12 protein-coding genes and 1 pseudogene are annotated in these 13000 nt (G+C 71.5%); 7 read left to right on the top strand and 6 right to left on the bottom strand.

Features of this window, described 5'->3' with window-relative positions:
- Positions 1 to 147 precede the first annotated feature (147 nt).
- The gene (gene sucC / locus AB0B50_RS18345; protein WP_362332373.1) at positions 148 to 1326 is read left to right on the top strand and encodes an ADP-forming succinate--CoA ligase subunit beta; all 1179 of its coding nucleotides are present in this window, start codon (positions 148 to 150) and stop codon (positions 1324 to 1326) included.
- Between the two features lie 21 nt (positions 1327 to 1347).
- Positions 1348 to 2232, top strand: a complete 885-nt coding sequence (gene sucD, locus AB0B50_RS18340) for a succinate--CoA ligase subunit alpha (RefSeq protein WP_362332370.1) — start codon at positions 1348 to 1350, stop codon at positions 2230 to 2232.
- 148 nt (positions 2233 to 2380) lie between these two features.
- Here the strand turns inward: sucD and AB0B50_RS18335 are convergent, their stop codons facing one another.
- On the bottom strand, positions 2381 to 3568 hold the full coding sequence (locus tag AB0B50_RS18335; RefSeq protein WP_362332367.1) for a helix-turn-helix domain-containing protein: 1188 nt from the start codon (positions 3566 to 3568) through the stop codon (positions 2381 to 2383).
- Between the two features lie 147 nt (positions 3569 to 3715).
- Here AB0B50_RS18335 and AB0B50_RS18330 point away from each other — a divergent pair, with 147 nt between their 5' ends.
- Complete coding sequence (locus AB0B50_RS18330) at positions 3716 to 5308, top strand: DUF6350 family protein (protein ID WP_362332814.1); 1593 nt, start codon at positions 3716 to 3718, stop codon at positions 5306 to 5308.
- 311 nt (positions 5309 to 5619) lie between these two features.
- Here the strand turns inward: AB0B50_RS18330 and AB0B50_RS18325 are convergent, their stop codons facing one another.
- The gene (locus AB0B50_RS18325) at positions 5620 to 6387 is read right to left on the bottom strand and encodes a hypothetical protein (protein WP_362332364.1); all 768 of its coding nucleotides are present in this window, start codon (positions 6385 to 6387) and stop codon (positions 5620 to 5622) included.
- Positions 6388 to 6637: 250 nt separating this feature from the next.
- Between AB0B50_RS18325 and purN the strand changes: the two genes are divergently transcribed.
- Both purN and purH read left to right on the top strand, forming a co-directional pair.
- Positions 6638 to 7276 carry a phosphoribosylglycinamide formyltransferase gene (purN, locus tag AB0B50_RS18320; RefSeq protein ID WP_362332361.1) on the top strand — a complete coding sequence of 213 codons (639 nt, stop codon included), beginning with the start codon at positions 6638 to 6640 and terminating at the stop codon, positions 7274 to 7276.
- Positions 7273 to 8850: a bifunctional phosphoribosylaminoimidazolecarboxamide formyltransferase/IMP cyclohydrolase gene (purH, locus tag AB0B50_RS18315; RefSeq protein WP_362332358.1), complete on the top strand. Its 1578-nt coding sequence runs from the start codon at positions 7273 to 7275 to the stop codon at positions 8848 to 8850. Before purN ends, purH begins: the two co-directional genes overlap by 4 nt.
- Before the next feature lie 83 nt (positions 8851 to 8933).
- Here purH and AB0B50_RS18310 read toward each other — a convergent pair whose 3' ends face one another.
- From AB0B50_RS18310 to AB0B50_RS18295, 4 genes and pseudogenes are all read right to left on the bottom strand, one after another.
- The gene (locus AB0B50_RS18310) at positions 8934 to 9344 is read right to left on the bottom strand and encodes a peptidase inhibitor family I36 protein (RefSeq protein ID WP_362332355.1); all 411 of its coding nucleotides are present in this window, start codon (positions 9342 to 9344) and stop codon (positions 8934 to 8936) included.
- Between the two features lie 109 nt (positions 9345 to 9453).
- Positions 9454 to 9669, bottom strand: coding sequence for a hypothetical protein (locus tag AB0B50_RS18305; protein ID WP_362332353.1), 216 nt, complete (start codon positions 9667 to 9669; stop codon positions 9454 to 9456).
- 349 nt (positions 9670 to 10018) lie between these two features.
- A pseudogene (locus AB0B50_RS18300) lies at positions 10019 to 10393 on the bottom strand (FHA domain-containing protein); the annotation flags it as partial.
- Between the two features lie 148 nt (positions 10394 to 10541).
- A complete protein-coding gene (locus AB0B50_RS18295) occupies positions 10542 to 11168 on the bottom strand; it encodes a hypothetical protein (protein ID WP_362332351.1) in 627 nt (208 codons plus the stop codon).
- 243 nt (positions 11169 to 11411) lie between these two features.
- On the opposite strand from AB0B50_RS18295, the gene AB0B50_RS18290 reads away from it, so the two are divergent.
- Together AB0B50_RS18290 and AB0B50_RS18285 are read left to right on the top strand one after the other, a co-directional pair.
- Positions 11412 to 12266 carry a bifunctional methylenetetrahydrofolate dehydrogenase/methenyltetrahydrofolate cyclohydrolase gene (locus tag AB0B50_RS18290; RefSeq protein WP_362332349.1) on the top strand — a complete coding sequence of 285 codons (855 nt, stop codon included), beginning with the start codon at positions 11412 to 11414 and terminating at the stop codon, positions 12264 to 12266.
- A 25-nt stretch (positions 12267 to 12291) separates the two neighbouring features.
- Positions 12292 to 12771, top strand: coding sequence for a DUF3017 domain-containing protein (locus tag AB0B50_RS18285; RefSeq protein WP_362332346.1), 480 nt, complete (start codon positions 12292 to 12294; stop codon positions 12769 to 12771).
- The last annotated feature ends 229 nt before the right edge of the window (positions 12772 to 13000 follow it).

The following is a 13000-nucleotide window of genomic DNA, read 5'->3' as shown; positions in this document are numbered from 1 at the left end:
GCGAGACGGACATGCCGCGTACCGGACTCCGTCCTACGCCTCCCTTGTGACAGCGCAGTCACGTTGCCCTCCGCGGCACGCCCACGCAGACAGCTGACACCAAAGCAGCGAGATCGCAGCGAGATCACGGAAAAGGGACGGACGCGCGTGGACCTGTTCGAGTACCAGGCGAGGGACCTCTTCGCCAAGCACGGTGTACCGGTGCTGGCCGGTGAAGTCATCGACACGCCTGAGGCGGCGCGTCAGGCCACCGAGAAGCTGGGCGGCAAGTCGGTCGTCAAGGCGCAGGTGAAGGTCGGTGGCCGCGGCAAGGCCGGCGGCGTGAAGCTGGCGGCGACCCCGGACGAGGCCGTCGCCCGCGCGACGGACATCCTCGGCATGGACATCAAGGGCCACACGGTCCACAAGGTGATGATCGCCGAGCTGTCCCCGGAGATCGAGGCGGAGTACTACGTCTCGTACCTCCTGGACCGCACCAACCGCACCTTCCTGGCCATGGCCTCGGTGCAGGGCGGCATGGACATCGAGGAGGTCGCGGAGAAGACCCCCGAGGCCCTCGCGAAGGTCCCGGTCAACGCCGTCGAGGGCGTCACCATCGAGAAGGCCCGCGAGATCGTGGCCCAGGCGAAGTTCCCGGCCGAGGTGGCCGAGAAGGTCGCCGAGGCCATGGTGACCCTGTGGGAGACCTTCGTCGCCGAGGACGCGCTCCTCGTCGAGGTCAACCCGCTGGTGAAGACCAAGGACGGCCGCATCCTGGCCCTGGACGGCAAGGTGTCCCTGGACGCCAACGCCGATTTCCGCCAGCCCGACCACGAGGCCCTTGAGGACAAGGACGCAGCCAACCCGCTCGAGGCTGCTGCCAAGGCCAAGAACCTCAACTACGTCAAGCTCGACGGCGAGGTCGGCATCATCGGCAACGGCGCGGGTCTCGTCATGAGCACCCTCGACGTCGTCGCGTACGCCGGTGAGAACCACGGCGGCGTGAAGCCCGCCAACTTCCTCGACATCGGTGGCGGCGCCTCCGCCGAGGTCATGGCGAACGGCCTGGAGATCATCCTCGGCGACCCGGACGTCAAGTCCGTCTTCGTCAACGTCTTCGGTGGCATCACCGCGTGCGACGAGGTCGCCAACGGCATCGTGCAGGCCCTGGAGCTGCTCGCCTCGAAGGGCGAGAAGGTCGAGAAGCCGCTGGTCGTGCGCCTCGACGGCAACAACGCGGAGCTGGGTCGCAAGATCCTGAGCGACGCCAACCACCCGCTCGTGCAGCGTGTGGACACCATGGACGGCGCGGCCGACAAGGCCGCCGAGCTCGCGGCCGCGAAGTAAGGGACGAGGGAAAGAACAGCCATGGCTATCTTCCTCAACAAGGACAGCAAGGTCATCGTCCAGGGCATGACCGGTGCCACGGGCATGAAGCACACCAAGCTCATGCTGGGTGACGGCACGAACATCGTCGGCGGCGTGAACCCGCGCAAGGCCGGCACGTCCGTCGACTTCGACGGCACCGAGGTCCCGGTTTTCGGCACCGTCGCCGAGGCGATGGAGAAGACGGGCGCCAACGTCTCCGTCCTCTTCGTGCCGCCGGCCTTCTCCAAGGCCGCCGTGGTCGAGGCGATCGACGCCGAGATCCCGCTCGCCGTCGTCATCACCGAGGGCATCGCCGTCCACGACTCCGCCGCCTTCTGGGCGTACGCGAAGTCGAAGGGCAACAAGACCCGCATCATCGGCCCGAACTGCCCCGGTCTCATCACCCCGGGCCAGTCCAACGCCGGCATCATCCCGGGCGACATCACGAAGCCGGGCCGCATCGGCCTGGTCTCGAAGTCCGGCACGCTGACGTACCAGATGATGTACGAGCTCCGTGACATCGGCTTCTCCTCGGCCGTCGGCATCGGTGGCGACCCGGTCATCGGCACGACGCACATCGACGCCCTCGAGGCGTTCGAGGCCGACCCCGAGACCGACCTGATCGTCATGATCGGCGAGATCGGCGGCGACGCGGAGGAGCGCGCGGCGGACTTCATCAAGGCCAACGTGACGAAGCCGGTCGTCGGCTACGTCGCCGGCTTCACGGCGCCCGAGGGCAAGACCATGGGCCACGCCGGCGCCATCGTCTCCGGCTCCTCCGGCACCGCGCAGGCCAAGAAGGAAGCGCTCGAGGCCGCCGGCGTGAAGGTCGGCAAGACGCCGACCGAGACGGCGAAGCTGGCCAGGGCCATCCTGGCGGGCTGACCTCGCTTCAGCGCTTCAGCGCTTCAGCAGGGTTGAAAGTGGGCCCGCACCTCTCCTGAGGTGCGGGCCCACTCTGTTGTTCGTCCGCGGGTTGCGGGGGTTGTTCGCGCAGTTCCCCGCGCCTCTTTCGGGGGCGCCCACGTGATGCCTAGTTCGGCTGGGGTGTCAGGCGTTCCGGGCCGTTCTGCAGTTCCTCGCGGAGCTTCCTGCGGAGTTCCGTCTCTTCGTACGAGAGCGAGCCCGGCCCCATCCTGGGCGGTACTCCGCTGATCGCCTTACCGGGGGACTGCGGGGGCTCGTAGTGGGTCGGGGCTGTTTTCAGGGTCAGGGCCGTCGCACCGATGATCAGCGTCGTGAACGCGATCGCCGCGCGGGTCCAGAAACGGGCGCGGTGCTCGCTCCCGGTGCGGACCCGGTCCGCCTTCGGCGTGCGCAGCTTCTCCGCCTCGCCGACCTCCCCGAGGCGGCGGTGCAGGGTCTCGGGGTCCGCCAGGTCGGGCAGTTGCTCGGCGATCGCCTCGCGCGCGTGCAGGAGGCGGTTCGCGGCGGCGGGTGTGCTCGCCTCCGTCTCCGCCGCGGTCTCGGGCAGGTCGAGGCCGACGCCGTCGTAGAGCAGCAGGGTGCGGCGCTGCGCAGGCGGCAGGCTCAGAAGTACGTCGAGGAAGGCGCGGTCGGCCGGTTCCGCGGGCGGGGCGTCGGGGTGGCGTTGGCTGGGGCGGAAGCGGTGCCAGGGAGACATCGCGTACTCGTACGCCGCCGCGCGGACCCAGCCTGCGGGGTCGCGGTCCACGGCCACCTCGGGCCAGCGTTGCCAGGCCGTCTGGAAGGCGCGCTCCACGGATTCCTGGGCCAGGGTGCGTCTGCCGGTGAGCAGGTAGGTCTGGCGGACCAGGGTGGGGGCGGTGCGGGCGCAGAGGGCGTCGAAGGCCTGGGCCGGGGTGAGGGGGCGGTCGTTCTCGACCGTGGCCGTGGTGACCGGCACCGTCACCGGCATCGCCACCGGCACCGGACTCCGTGGCTTCGCTGCCTGTTTCGCCGGGGGCTCGGGCCTTGTCTTCGTCGTGCCGCCGTCCGTGGGCACAACGGTTGCGACCACGGGTTCAGCAAGTGCCGGCTCGGCCCTTCCTTCTTGTTCCGCGGCGATCGTGTTCAGGAGTTTCGCGTACGCCTCGCGTTTGCGGCCCCTTGGGTTGGTGCGGCCCGTTTCCCAGGAGCGGACCGTTTCGCGGGTGACGCCCACCTTGGCGGCGAGGTCCGCCTGGCTCAGCGACTTTGCCTCGCGCAGCCTGCGTCGTTCCTTGGGGGACGGCAGCGGGATGGCGGGGATTTGGGTCATGTCTCAGCCGTTCCGCCGTACGAAAAAGTACATAAACGTATATTGAGCGACACATCCGGTATTCGCCTGTTACGAGGAGAAAGCGCGTGTCGTTGGGAGCATGGCCGTGTGACCCAAACGACCGACCACAGCGCCTCGTTGCCGCCCGTGAAGCCGCTGCGCGAACGGGCCCGTGACCGTTCGCCCGGACTGGCCACCTGCGTGGTGGGCGGGGCCGTCGCCGCGGGCCTGGGGCTCGGCTCGTTCGCGGTCCTGGTGATGGTGCTGTGGATCAGCTCGCCGTATCCGGACAGCGGGCCCGGCGGCGCGCTGCACGTCGCGGCGGGGCTGTGGCTCCTCGCGCACGGCACGGAGCTGATCAGGACGGACACGCTCTCGGGGGCGCCCGCGCCGGTCGGCGTGACGCCGCTGCTGCTCGTCGCGCTGCCCGCATGGCTGCTGCACCGCGCGGCGCGCGACGCGGCGGCTCCCGAAGGGCGCGGGCACTCCGTGCGGACGGCGTGGTGCGGGGTGGTCACCGGGTATCTGCTGTGCGGCGCGGCCGCGGCGCTGTACGCGGCGGGCGGCGAGCTGCGGCCCGACTGGGTCGGCGCGGCCGTCCATGTGCCGCTGCTCGCGGTGGGTGCGGCCGGGTTCGGGGTGTGGACGGCGCACGGGCGTCCGCGCGGGCCGCTGCCGGGGTTCCTGCGGCGGACCTTGACCGCGCTGCCCGGCGGGGCGCGGGCCTTGTTCGTACGGGGGTTCTTCGTGCGCCGCAGGGCGCTGGCCGTCGCACGGGCCGGGGCGGCGGGGACGGCGGTGCTCGTCGGCGGGGGCGCGCTGCTCGTCGCGGTGTCGCTCGTGCTGCACGCGGGAGCGGCGCAGGCGTCGTTCGCGCAGGTCACGGACGTGTGGTCGGGGCGGCTCGCGGTGCTTCTGCTGGCCCTCGCGCTGGTGCCGAACGCGGCGGTGTGGGGCGCGGCCTATGGCCTCGGTCCCGGCTTCGCCCTCGGCACGGCGACCGTCGCGGGGCCTCTCGCCGTGGACGCGGGACCCCTGCTGCCGCCCTTCCCGCTGTTCGCGGCGGTGCCGCCGGCGGGGCCCGGGTCGCCGCTGAGCTGGGCCGCGGGGGCGGTGCCCGTGGTGGCGGGCCTGGTGGTGGCGTGGTGCGCGGTGCAGGCGGCGGCGCCCGCCTTCGGGGAGCGGGACGAGGCGTGGTCGCGGGGTCGGACGGCCGCGGGCGTCGCGGGGGCGGCGGTGCTGTGCGGGGCGGCGATGGCGGGGCTCGCGGCGCTGGCGGGCGGGCCGATGGGCGTGGCGGTGCTCGCCGATTTCGGCCCGGTGTGGTGGCAGGTGGGGGCGGCGGCGGTGGCCTGGGTGGCGCTGGTCGGGGTCCCCGCGGCGCTGGGGCTGCGGGCGTGGCGGCTGCGGGAGCCGCCCGGAGCGGGGCGGTGGGCGTGGCTGCCGCGCGTCGCGCTGCCGAAGCTGCGGGTGCCGAAACTGTGGGTGCCGAGGCCGAGGCTGCCGCGTCCCCGGCTGCCGAGGGTGCCGCTTCCGTGGTCCGGGCGGAAGACGGCTGCGGGGGTCGCGGCCACGGAAGCCCCGGAGCCGCCCGAAGCACCGGGCTTCGAGCCGTACGACTTCCTGCCACCGCCCGAGCGCGACGCCGCGGCCCCGACCTGGTACGACGACGCGTCCCGAGAGGCCCGCTGGCAGGCACTGAAGGAGGCGGGCGAAGGCCGCCCACCGGAGCCGTCCTGAGCGGGGGACTCGGCTCTGTTCACCTTGCGGCGCGGGTGGCTGTGCCATGCCCGACGGCTCCGCCGAGCGGGCGCCCCGAAGGGGCGCGGGGAACTGCGCGAGCAGCCACGACGCTCCCGCACCCGGCACACCACACCAGCGCAACGAACAGGCTCCGCCCCCCGACGTACCCGCACCCGGCACCCCCGCGGCAGCGCAACGCACAGGCCCCGTCCCCCGCACCCCGCGGCAGCACAACGCAGCGCAACGCAACGCAAAGACCCCGTCCCCCGCAGCGCGCGGTGAACGGGGCCCGAGGCGTAGCAGAAGGGCTAGTCGTCCTGCTCGCCCAGCAGCGGGCGCAGCTGCTTCGGCAGGAGGTCCTCGCAGTTCTGCTTCGACGCGCTGGTCAGCGCGTCGTCCACGCACGTGTAGTAGTCGCGGTAGACCAGCTGGGCCGTGAACGTGCCCGCCACCATGACCAGCGCGAGCGCCCCCGTCACCAGGCCGCTGACCGCGGCCGTCGTCTGCGGACGCGTGGACGAGGGGCCGGACTGCGGCGCGCCGCCCTTGGCCACGGCCGGTGCCGGGGCCGTCGGATCCGGCGTGCGCGGCTTGGCGCGCAGCGACTGGACGGCCCACATCGTCGCGAGCGCGCCGAGCAGCAGCGCCACGTAGCGCCAGCCGAACAGGGCGAAGAAGAAGGCCCACATGCCGGAGAGCAGGGCGTAGCGCGCGCGGCGCTGGGCGGGGTCCGTCGGGTCCCAGCGCAGGCCGCCGCCGGGTCCTGAGGGCCCCTCCTGGCCGGGGCCGCCCTGCTGGCCGGGGCGTTCGCCGAAGCTGCCCGGGGAGCGGCCGGGCTGGCGGTCGCTCCACTGGTTGCCCCAGGGGGAGCCGTGCTCACCGCCCTGGGAACCGTCCGGGGAGGAGTCGCCCGAGGGGCGGCGCGGCTGCCACGGCCGGTCCGGTGTCCCCTCCGGCGGTGGCGCGAAGGGGTTGTCGTCGTCCTTGCCCGTTCCCTGGGCACCCGAGCCCCGGGACTCCGGCCCCTGGGAATCGGAGTCCTGCGGTGGAGACGAAGGGCGGCTACGGTCCGGCATCAGGTGTGCGTCTTCCCCTTGGTTGGGCCGTGGCGGAGCGGCTCGAAGGCTCTGCGGTACGGCGTTCGTCGGTATTCAGGCGCGTTTCCCCAGACGCTACCTCCCGCCCGCGCCCCCGTCCCGTGAGGGGCGGTTCCGTGTGCCGGTATCGTTGCTGACGGTCGGCCGCTTCGTAGAGTTCCCCGTATCGCGGGGCTCGAAGCCTTCGTACGACCGTACAAAGACGCACCTTCCGAGAAAGGGCCCCGCTGTGGCCGAGAGCGCTGTGGTCGCGCGCCCCAAGCGACTCGTCGTGCTGGTCTCCGGGTCGGGCACGAATCTTCAGGCCCTGATCGACACCATCCATGCCGAGGGCCCCGGGGCCTACGGCGCCGAGATCGTCGCGGTCGGCGCCGACCGCGCGGACATCGCGGGCCTGGAGCGCGCCGAGCGCGCCGGGATCCCGACCTTTGTGTGCCGGGTGAAGGACCACGAGACCCGTGACGAGTGGGACGCCGCCCTGGCGGAGGCGACCGCCGCGCACGAGCCCGACCTGGTGGTCTCCGCCGGGTTCATGAAGATCGTGGGGAAGGAGTTCCTCGCGCGCTTCGGCGGGCGGTTCGTGAACACGCACCCCGCGCTGCTGCCCAGTTTTCCGGGGGCCCACGGCGCACGTGACGCGCTCGCGTACGGCGTGAAGGTCACCGGCTGCACCGTCCACTTCGTCGACGACGGCGTCGACACCGGCCCGATCATCGCCCAGGGCGTGGTCGAGGTACGGGACGAGGACGACGAGAGCGCTCTGCACGAGCGCATCAAGGAAGTCGAGCGCACGCTGCTCGTCGATGTCGTGGGGCGTCTGGCCCGGCACGGCTACCGCATTGAGGGACGAAAGGTTCTTATCCCGTGACCGCCGAAGCTACGAACGCGAACGCCGCGCAGCGCCCCATCAAGCGCGCGCTGGTCAGCGTCTACGACAAGACCGGCCTGGAAGAGCTCGCGCGCGGGCTGCACGAGGCGGGTGTCGAGCTCGTCTCCACCGGTTCGACCGCCGCGAAGATCGCTGCCGCGGGCGTGCCCGTCACCAAGGTCGAGGAGCTCACAGGCTTCCCCGAGTGCCTGGACGGCCGGGTCAAGACCCTGCACCCGAAGGTGCACGCGGGCATCCTCGCCGACCTGCGCCTGGAGGACCACCGGCGGCAGCTCGCCGAGCTGGGCGTCGAGCCCTTCCAGCTCGTGGTCGTGAACCTGTACCCCTTCAAGGAGACCGTCGCCTCGGGCGCGACCCCCGACGAGTGCGTCGAGCAGATCGACATCGGCGGCCCGTCCATGGTCCGCGCCGCCGCCAAGAACCACCCCTCGGTCGCGGTCGTCACCGACCCGAAGCGGTACGCCGACGTGCTCACGGCGGTCAAGGCCGGCGGCTTCGACCTGACGGCGCGCAAGCGGCTCGCGGGAGAAGCGTTCCAGCACACGGCCGCGTACGACGTGGCGGTGGCCTCGTGGTTCGCGGACGACTACGCCGCCGCCGACGAGTCCGGCTTCCCCGAGTTCCTCGGTTCGACGTACGCGCGCAAGAACGTGCTCCGCTACGGCGAGAACCCCCACCAGGGCGCCGCGCTCTACGTCGACGGCACGGGCGGCCTCGCGGAGGCCGAGCAACTGCACGGCAAGGAGATGTCGTACAACAACTTCACGGACACGGACGCCGCGCGCCGTGCCGCGTACGACCACGACGAGCCCTGCGTCGCGATCATCAAGCACGCCAATCCGTGCGGTATCGCGATCGGCGGGAACGTCGCCGAGGCGCACCGCAAGGCGCACGCCTGTGACCCGCTGTCGGCGTTCGGCGGCGTGATCGCGGTGAACCGCCCGGTGTCGAAGGAGATGGCGGAGCAGGTCGCCGACATCTTCACCGAGGTCATCGTCGCGCCGGAGTACGAGGACGGCGCCCTCGAAGCCCTCACCAAGAAGAAGAACATCCGTGTGCTGCGGGCCCACCAGGCGCCGTCGAACGCCGTGGAGACCAAGCAGATCGACGGCGGCGCGCTGCTCCAGGTCACCGACCGCCTCCAGGCCGACGGCGACGACCCCGCCAACTGGACGCTCGCCACGGGCGACGCGCTGAACGCGGGCGAGCTCGCCGAGCTGGCCTTCGCCTGGAAGGCGTGCCGCGCGGTGAAGTCCAACGCCATCCTGCTCGCCAAGGGCGGTGCCTCGGTCGGCGTCGGCATGGGCCAGGTCAACCGCGTCGACTCCGCGAAGCTCGCGGTCGAGCGCGCGGGCGAGGAGCGGGCCCGCGGTTCCTACGCCGCCTCCGACGCGTTCTTCCCCTTCCCCGACGGCCTGGAGATCCTGACCGCGGCGGGCGTCAAGGCCGTGGTCCAGCCGGGCGGTTCGGTCCGCGACGAACTGGTCGTGGAGGCCGCGAAGAAGGCGGGCGTCACGATGTACTTCACGGGGACGCGGCACTTCTTCCACTGAGCGGGACCCGAAGAAGACATGAAGGCGGCCACGCCCCTCCCCCGAGGAGGGCGTGGCCGCCGGGCTTTCTCCTGTGAGTACGGTCAGCTCCAGGCCCAGGCGACGGACCTCATCCGGACGCCGCGCGGATTCGGGTCACTGGCGAGACCGGACTTGGCGCCCGGGACGAAGTGATGGCGTTCGCCGGTGTAGTCGTATCCGCGGTACGAGCGGACGTGTGCGGGCTCACCCGTGTTGGTCTTGGCGTTGTTGAAGACCGACATGAAGCGGTAGTCGTTGCACGCCGCCGTTGTCCAGCGCGGAATGTCCACGTCGACGTAGCAACGCGTCCCCTTGCCGCCGGCCTTGGTCCAGAAACACACGTACCCCTTCGGGCACTCCCAGGCCGCGCGCTCGACGTCGGCCGCCTGCGCGGTGCCCGGGGCGATCAGGAGCGCAGAGGCGGTGGCGGCGATGGCGCCGAGTGCGGTTCCCCACCTGTGTGTGACACGCATGAGCTCTCCCCCTGTGCGGTCGGTACCGGACCGATGACCCGGCCGGTGTCGTGCCGCTCCAGCCTCGGCTCGGGCGGCCACGGCCGGTACCTGGGACGTCGGAGGGTCCTCAACTGGCCTTGGGCGTGTACTCCTTGAGGTAAAGCTCGACGCGGTCGGCGTGGGGGCGGTACTTCGTCGGGACGCCGCCGGCTTTGTTGACGACCCCGACGGACGTGCGGTACCCGGTCGCGATCAGTGCGCCCCGGTTCCCCTTGAGCTTGTCGGGGCCGTAGAGCTGACGCGCGATGTCGCAGGTGTAGCGGCCCACTGCCGGGATCGACACGTCCGGCGGGAACGGAGGCTCAAAGTCCTTGATCTTCGTGGTGCGTTTCTTCGGGTCGATCCAGTACCGGAGGACGCTCGGGGTCCAGCGCGCGATGCCGAACTCGTCCTTCGCCGGGTCCGACAGGTCCGGGTCGAAGTTGCTCTCGAGCTTCAGGAGGGCCGCGATCAGGGCCGGGGTGACGTCCTTTTCCTTGCAGTCGTGGGCCGAGTCGACGATCAGCTTGCGGTAGGCCGCGGGGATGCCGCGGTCCGTGCGGAGTTCGTCGGCGCCGTACTGTGCGGGGTCCGGCGGGCGTTCGTCGTCGTCGCGCAGGGCCAGGGCCGCGCCCCTCCGCTCCCGTCCCGCCGCGCAGGAAGTCGTGGCGCGGTGCCCACACGTCGAAGTGCAGCAGGTCGCCGGCCGCGGGCAGGACCACCCGGGAGAACTCGAACGGTACGGGCGCGTCCAGGCGGCCCGGACCGATCTTGATGTGTTCGCCCGCGCCCTCTGGGTTCTCCACCACGTACGTCTGGTGGGCGCTGAGGTTGCTCAGTATCCAGAAGGCGCCGTGCGCGGTGATCTCGCCCGCCGTGCGGGAGACCCACTTGTGGTCGATCCGCAGGCCGTTGTCCTCGGCGGACCGGCCGAAGGCGAGCCGTTCGCCCGGACCGAGCCTGATCTGTGCGCCGCTCTCCCCGGGAGCGTCCGGCATGAGCGGTGGCACGACGATGATGCTGTACAAGGCTCCGTCCCCCGTTCGTCGGCAGCCGATGCGGCACAGGATAGGGGGACGACCAAGGGCCTTACCTCTCATACGCGGTGAGAGATAAGGCCCTTGGGAGGAAATGGCGTAAAGACGCCCAACCGGTGTGGTGGGGAGCCCAACTCGCTCAGTAGCGCGGGCGGTTGAACCACGCCGTGCCGCTCGGGACGACCGGGGCCATCGTGATGATGACGGCGAAGACGACCCAGATCAGCGGACCGATGATCGCGGTCGCGAGACCGGTGTCCAGGCCCACGAAGAGGTAGAGGAGGCCGACGACACCGCCGAGGGCGCCGTACACCACCGTGGTGATCCGCACGCCCTGGCCGCCGCGGCTGAACTTCACGCCCAGCGTGATCGACAGCGTGGCCAGAGCCGCGGCGATCAGCGCGAAGACCACGAAGATGCCGGCCGCCGCGTCACCGAAGTCGCCCGCGTCCGAGAAGCCGAACTCGTCGGCGCTGTCGGAGACGTCGTTGGCGACGGCGGCGCCGTAGAGGAAGCCGATCGTCGCCAGGATCTGCACCGCCGAGATCAGGAAAAGGAAGACCCGCGCCGTGACCAGGAGCCCCGGCATCGTCTGCTGCATCATGTTGCCGCCCGGGTAGCCGGGGTAGGCCGGCTGCTGCGGGTAGCCGTAGCCCTGCTGGGGCGGGACGCCGGGCGGGGCCTGCTGGGGGTAGCCGTATCCGGGAGCGGCCGGGGGCTGCTGGGGCGGCTGCCCGTAGGGGTTGTTCGGGTCGCCGTAACTCATGGCGGTCTTCCTCCGTCGGGTAGTGCGGGGACGACGCGGCACATCACGGAGGAAAGTTCTACAGATGCGGTCCGTCCCCCCGACACTGCCCGCGGCACTGTGCCGCATATCGTTCTTTAGCCCTGGCTTATTTGTCCAGCCGCATTCCGTATGTGTTGTGCAAGTGCAACCTCCTGAACAGCGGGTGGGCCGCAGGAGTGCCCTGATTGGTACCGGGCGGGGCTCATCCGGGAAGATGGGGGCATGACCGCCCAGATTCTCGATGGCAAGGCCACCGCAGCCGCGATCAAGTCCGAACTGACCGCCCGCGTGGCGGCCCTGAAGGAGAAGGGCGTCACGCCCGGACTCGGCACCGTCCTGGTCGGTGACGACCCGGGCAGCCAGAAGTACGTCGCGGGCAAGCACCGCGACTGCGCGCAGGTCGGCATCGCCTCCATCCAGCGCGAACTGCCCGCCACGGCCTCCCAGGAGGAGATCGAGGCGGTCGTCCGCGAGCTCAACGAGGACCCGGCCTGCACCGGGTACATCGTCCAGCTCCCGCTGCCCAAGGGCATCGACGAGAACCGCGTCCTGGAGCTGATGGACCCGGACAAGGACGCCGACGGCCTGCACCCGATGAACCTCGGCCGCCTCGTCCTGAACGAGCCCGCGCCGCTGCCCTGCACCCCGTACGGCATCATCCGGCTGCTCCGGCAGCACGACGTGGAGATCAAGGGCGCCGAGGTCGTCGTCGTCGGCCGCGGCGTGACCATCGGCCGGCCCATGCCGCTCCTTCTCACTCGCAAGTCCGAGAACGCCACGGTCACCCAGTGCCACACCGGCACCCGTGACCTCGCCGCGCACCTGAAGCGGGCCGACATCATCGTCGCCGCCGCGGGCGTGCCGCACCTGATCAAGCCCGAGGACGTGAAGCCGGGCGCCGCGGTCCTGGACGTCGGCGTCTCCCGCGACGAGAACGGCAAGATCGTCGGCGATGTCCACCCGGGCGTAGCCGAGGTCGCGGGCTGGATCTCCCCGAACCCGGGCGGTGTAGGACCGATGACCCGCGCCCAGCTCCTGGTGAACGTCGTCGAGGCCGCGGAACGCTCCGCGGGCTGAACCCGAACCGGAAAGGGACGAGGCCATGAGCGCAGAACGCGACCCGGGGAGCACCGGCACCCCGGAGGCTCCCCGGGCCAAGGGCGCCGTCAGCGCGCCGGGCCCGGACGGGCGGCCGCGGAAGGTGTCGCGCCGCTTCCCGCTGTTCACCCGTGACACCGCGAGGCCCGAGGGCGGCGGCCGCGCCGCGCCCGGTGACGCGCCCGCGCCGGCCCGCCAGTGGCCGCTGCTCGGCGTCGTCTCCCTGGTCGGGCTCGGGCTGCTGCTCACCGCGCTCGACGTGTTCCGCGTCGGCACGATGCTGATCGGCATCGCGCTGATCGGCGGCGCCGTGCTGCGCTGGGCGCTGCCGGACGTGGGCATGCTCGCGGTGCGCTCCCGCTTCACGGACATGGTCACGTACGGGGCGCTCGGCCTCGCCATCGTGCTCCTCGCGATGATGGCGCAGCCGAGCCCGTGGCTGGAGATTCCGTTCCTGGACGACACCCTGCACTACACGATCTAGGCGGTGCGGGTGCGGTGCCGGGCACCGCGCCCTCGCGCGACGGTGGCCCGTCCTCCCCCGAGGGGACGGGCCACCGTCGTACGGACCGGGTTCCCCCGCCGCTGCCTCCCCGCCACGGCCCGCGGTCCGGTTCCCGACGCTACGGTCCGCCGCCCGCCGTGACGTCGCACGCTCGGTTGAACTTCGTCTACCACTTGGGTGGTAGGCCTCCGGTTCCTACAACTTCCGC

Source organism: Streptomyces sp. NPDC041068, assembly GCF_040647455.1.
Classification (GTDB): domain Bacteria; phylum Actinomycetota; class Actinomycetes; order Streptomycetales; family Streptomycetaceae; genus Streptomyces.
The sequence above is the reverse complement of the archived record's forward strand: the minus strand, read 5'-3'. Positions and strand labels throughout refer to the sequence as shown.

Bases quoted from the DNA above. Each gene is read 5' to 3' on its own strand.
- AB0B50_RS18285 (WP_362332346.1), top strand. From the start codon at position 12,292: ATGAGCGCAGAACGCGACCCGGGGAGCACCGGCACCCCGGAGGCTCCC.
- AB0B50_RS18295 (WP_362332351.1), bottom strand. From the start codon at position 11,168: ATGAGTTACGGCGACCCGAACAACCCCTACGGGCAGCCGCCCCAGCAG.
- AB0B50_RS18310 (WP_362332355.1), bottom strand. From the start codon at position 9,344: ATGCGTGTCACACACAGGTGGGGAACCGCACTCGGCGCCATCGCCGCC.
- AB0B50_RS18290 (WP_362332349.1), top strand. From the start codon at position 11,412: ATGACCGCCCAGATTCTCGATGGCAAGGCCACCGCAGCCGCGATCAAG.
- AB0B50_RS18325 (WP_362332364.1), bottom strand. From the start codon at position 6,387: ATGCCGGACCGTAGCCGCCCTTCGTCTCCACCGCAGGACTCCGATTCC.
- sucD (WP_362332370.1), top strand. From the start codon at position 1,348: ATGGCTATCTTCCTCAACAAGGACAGCAAGGTCATCGTCCAGGGCATG.
- AB0B50_RS18335 (WP_362332367.1), bottom strand. From the start codon at position 3,568: ATGACCCAAATCCCCGCCATCCCGCTGCCGTCCCCCAAGGAACGACGC.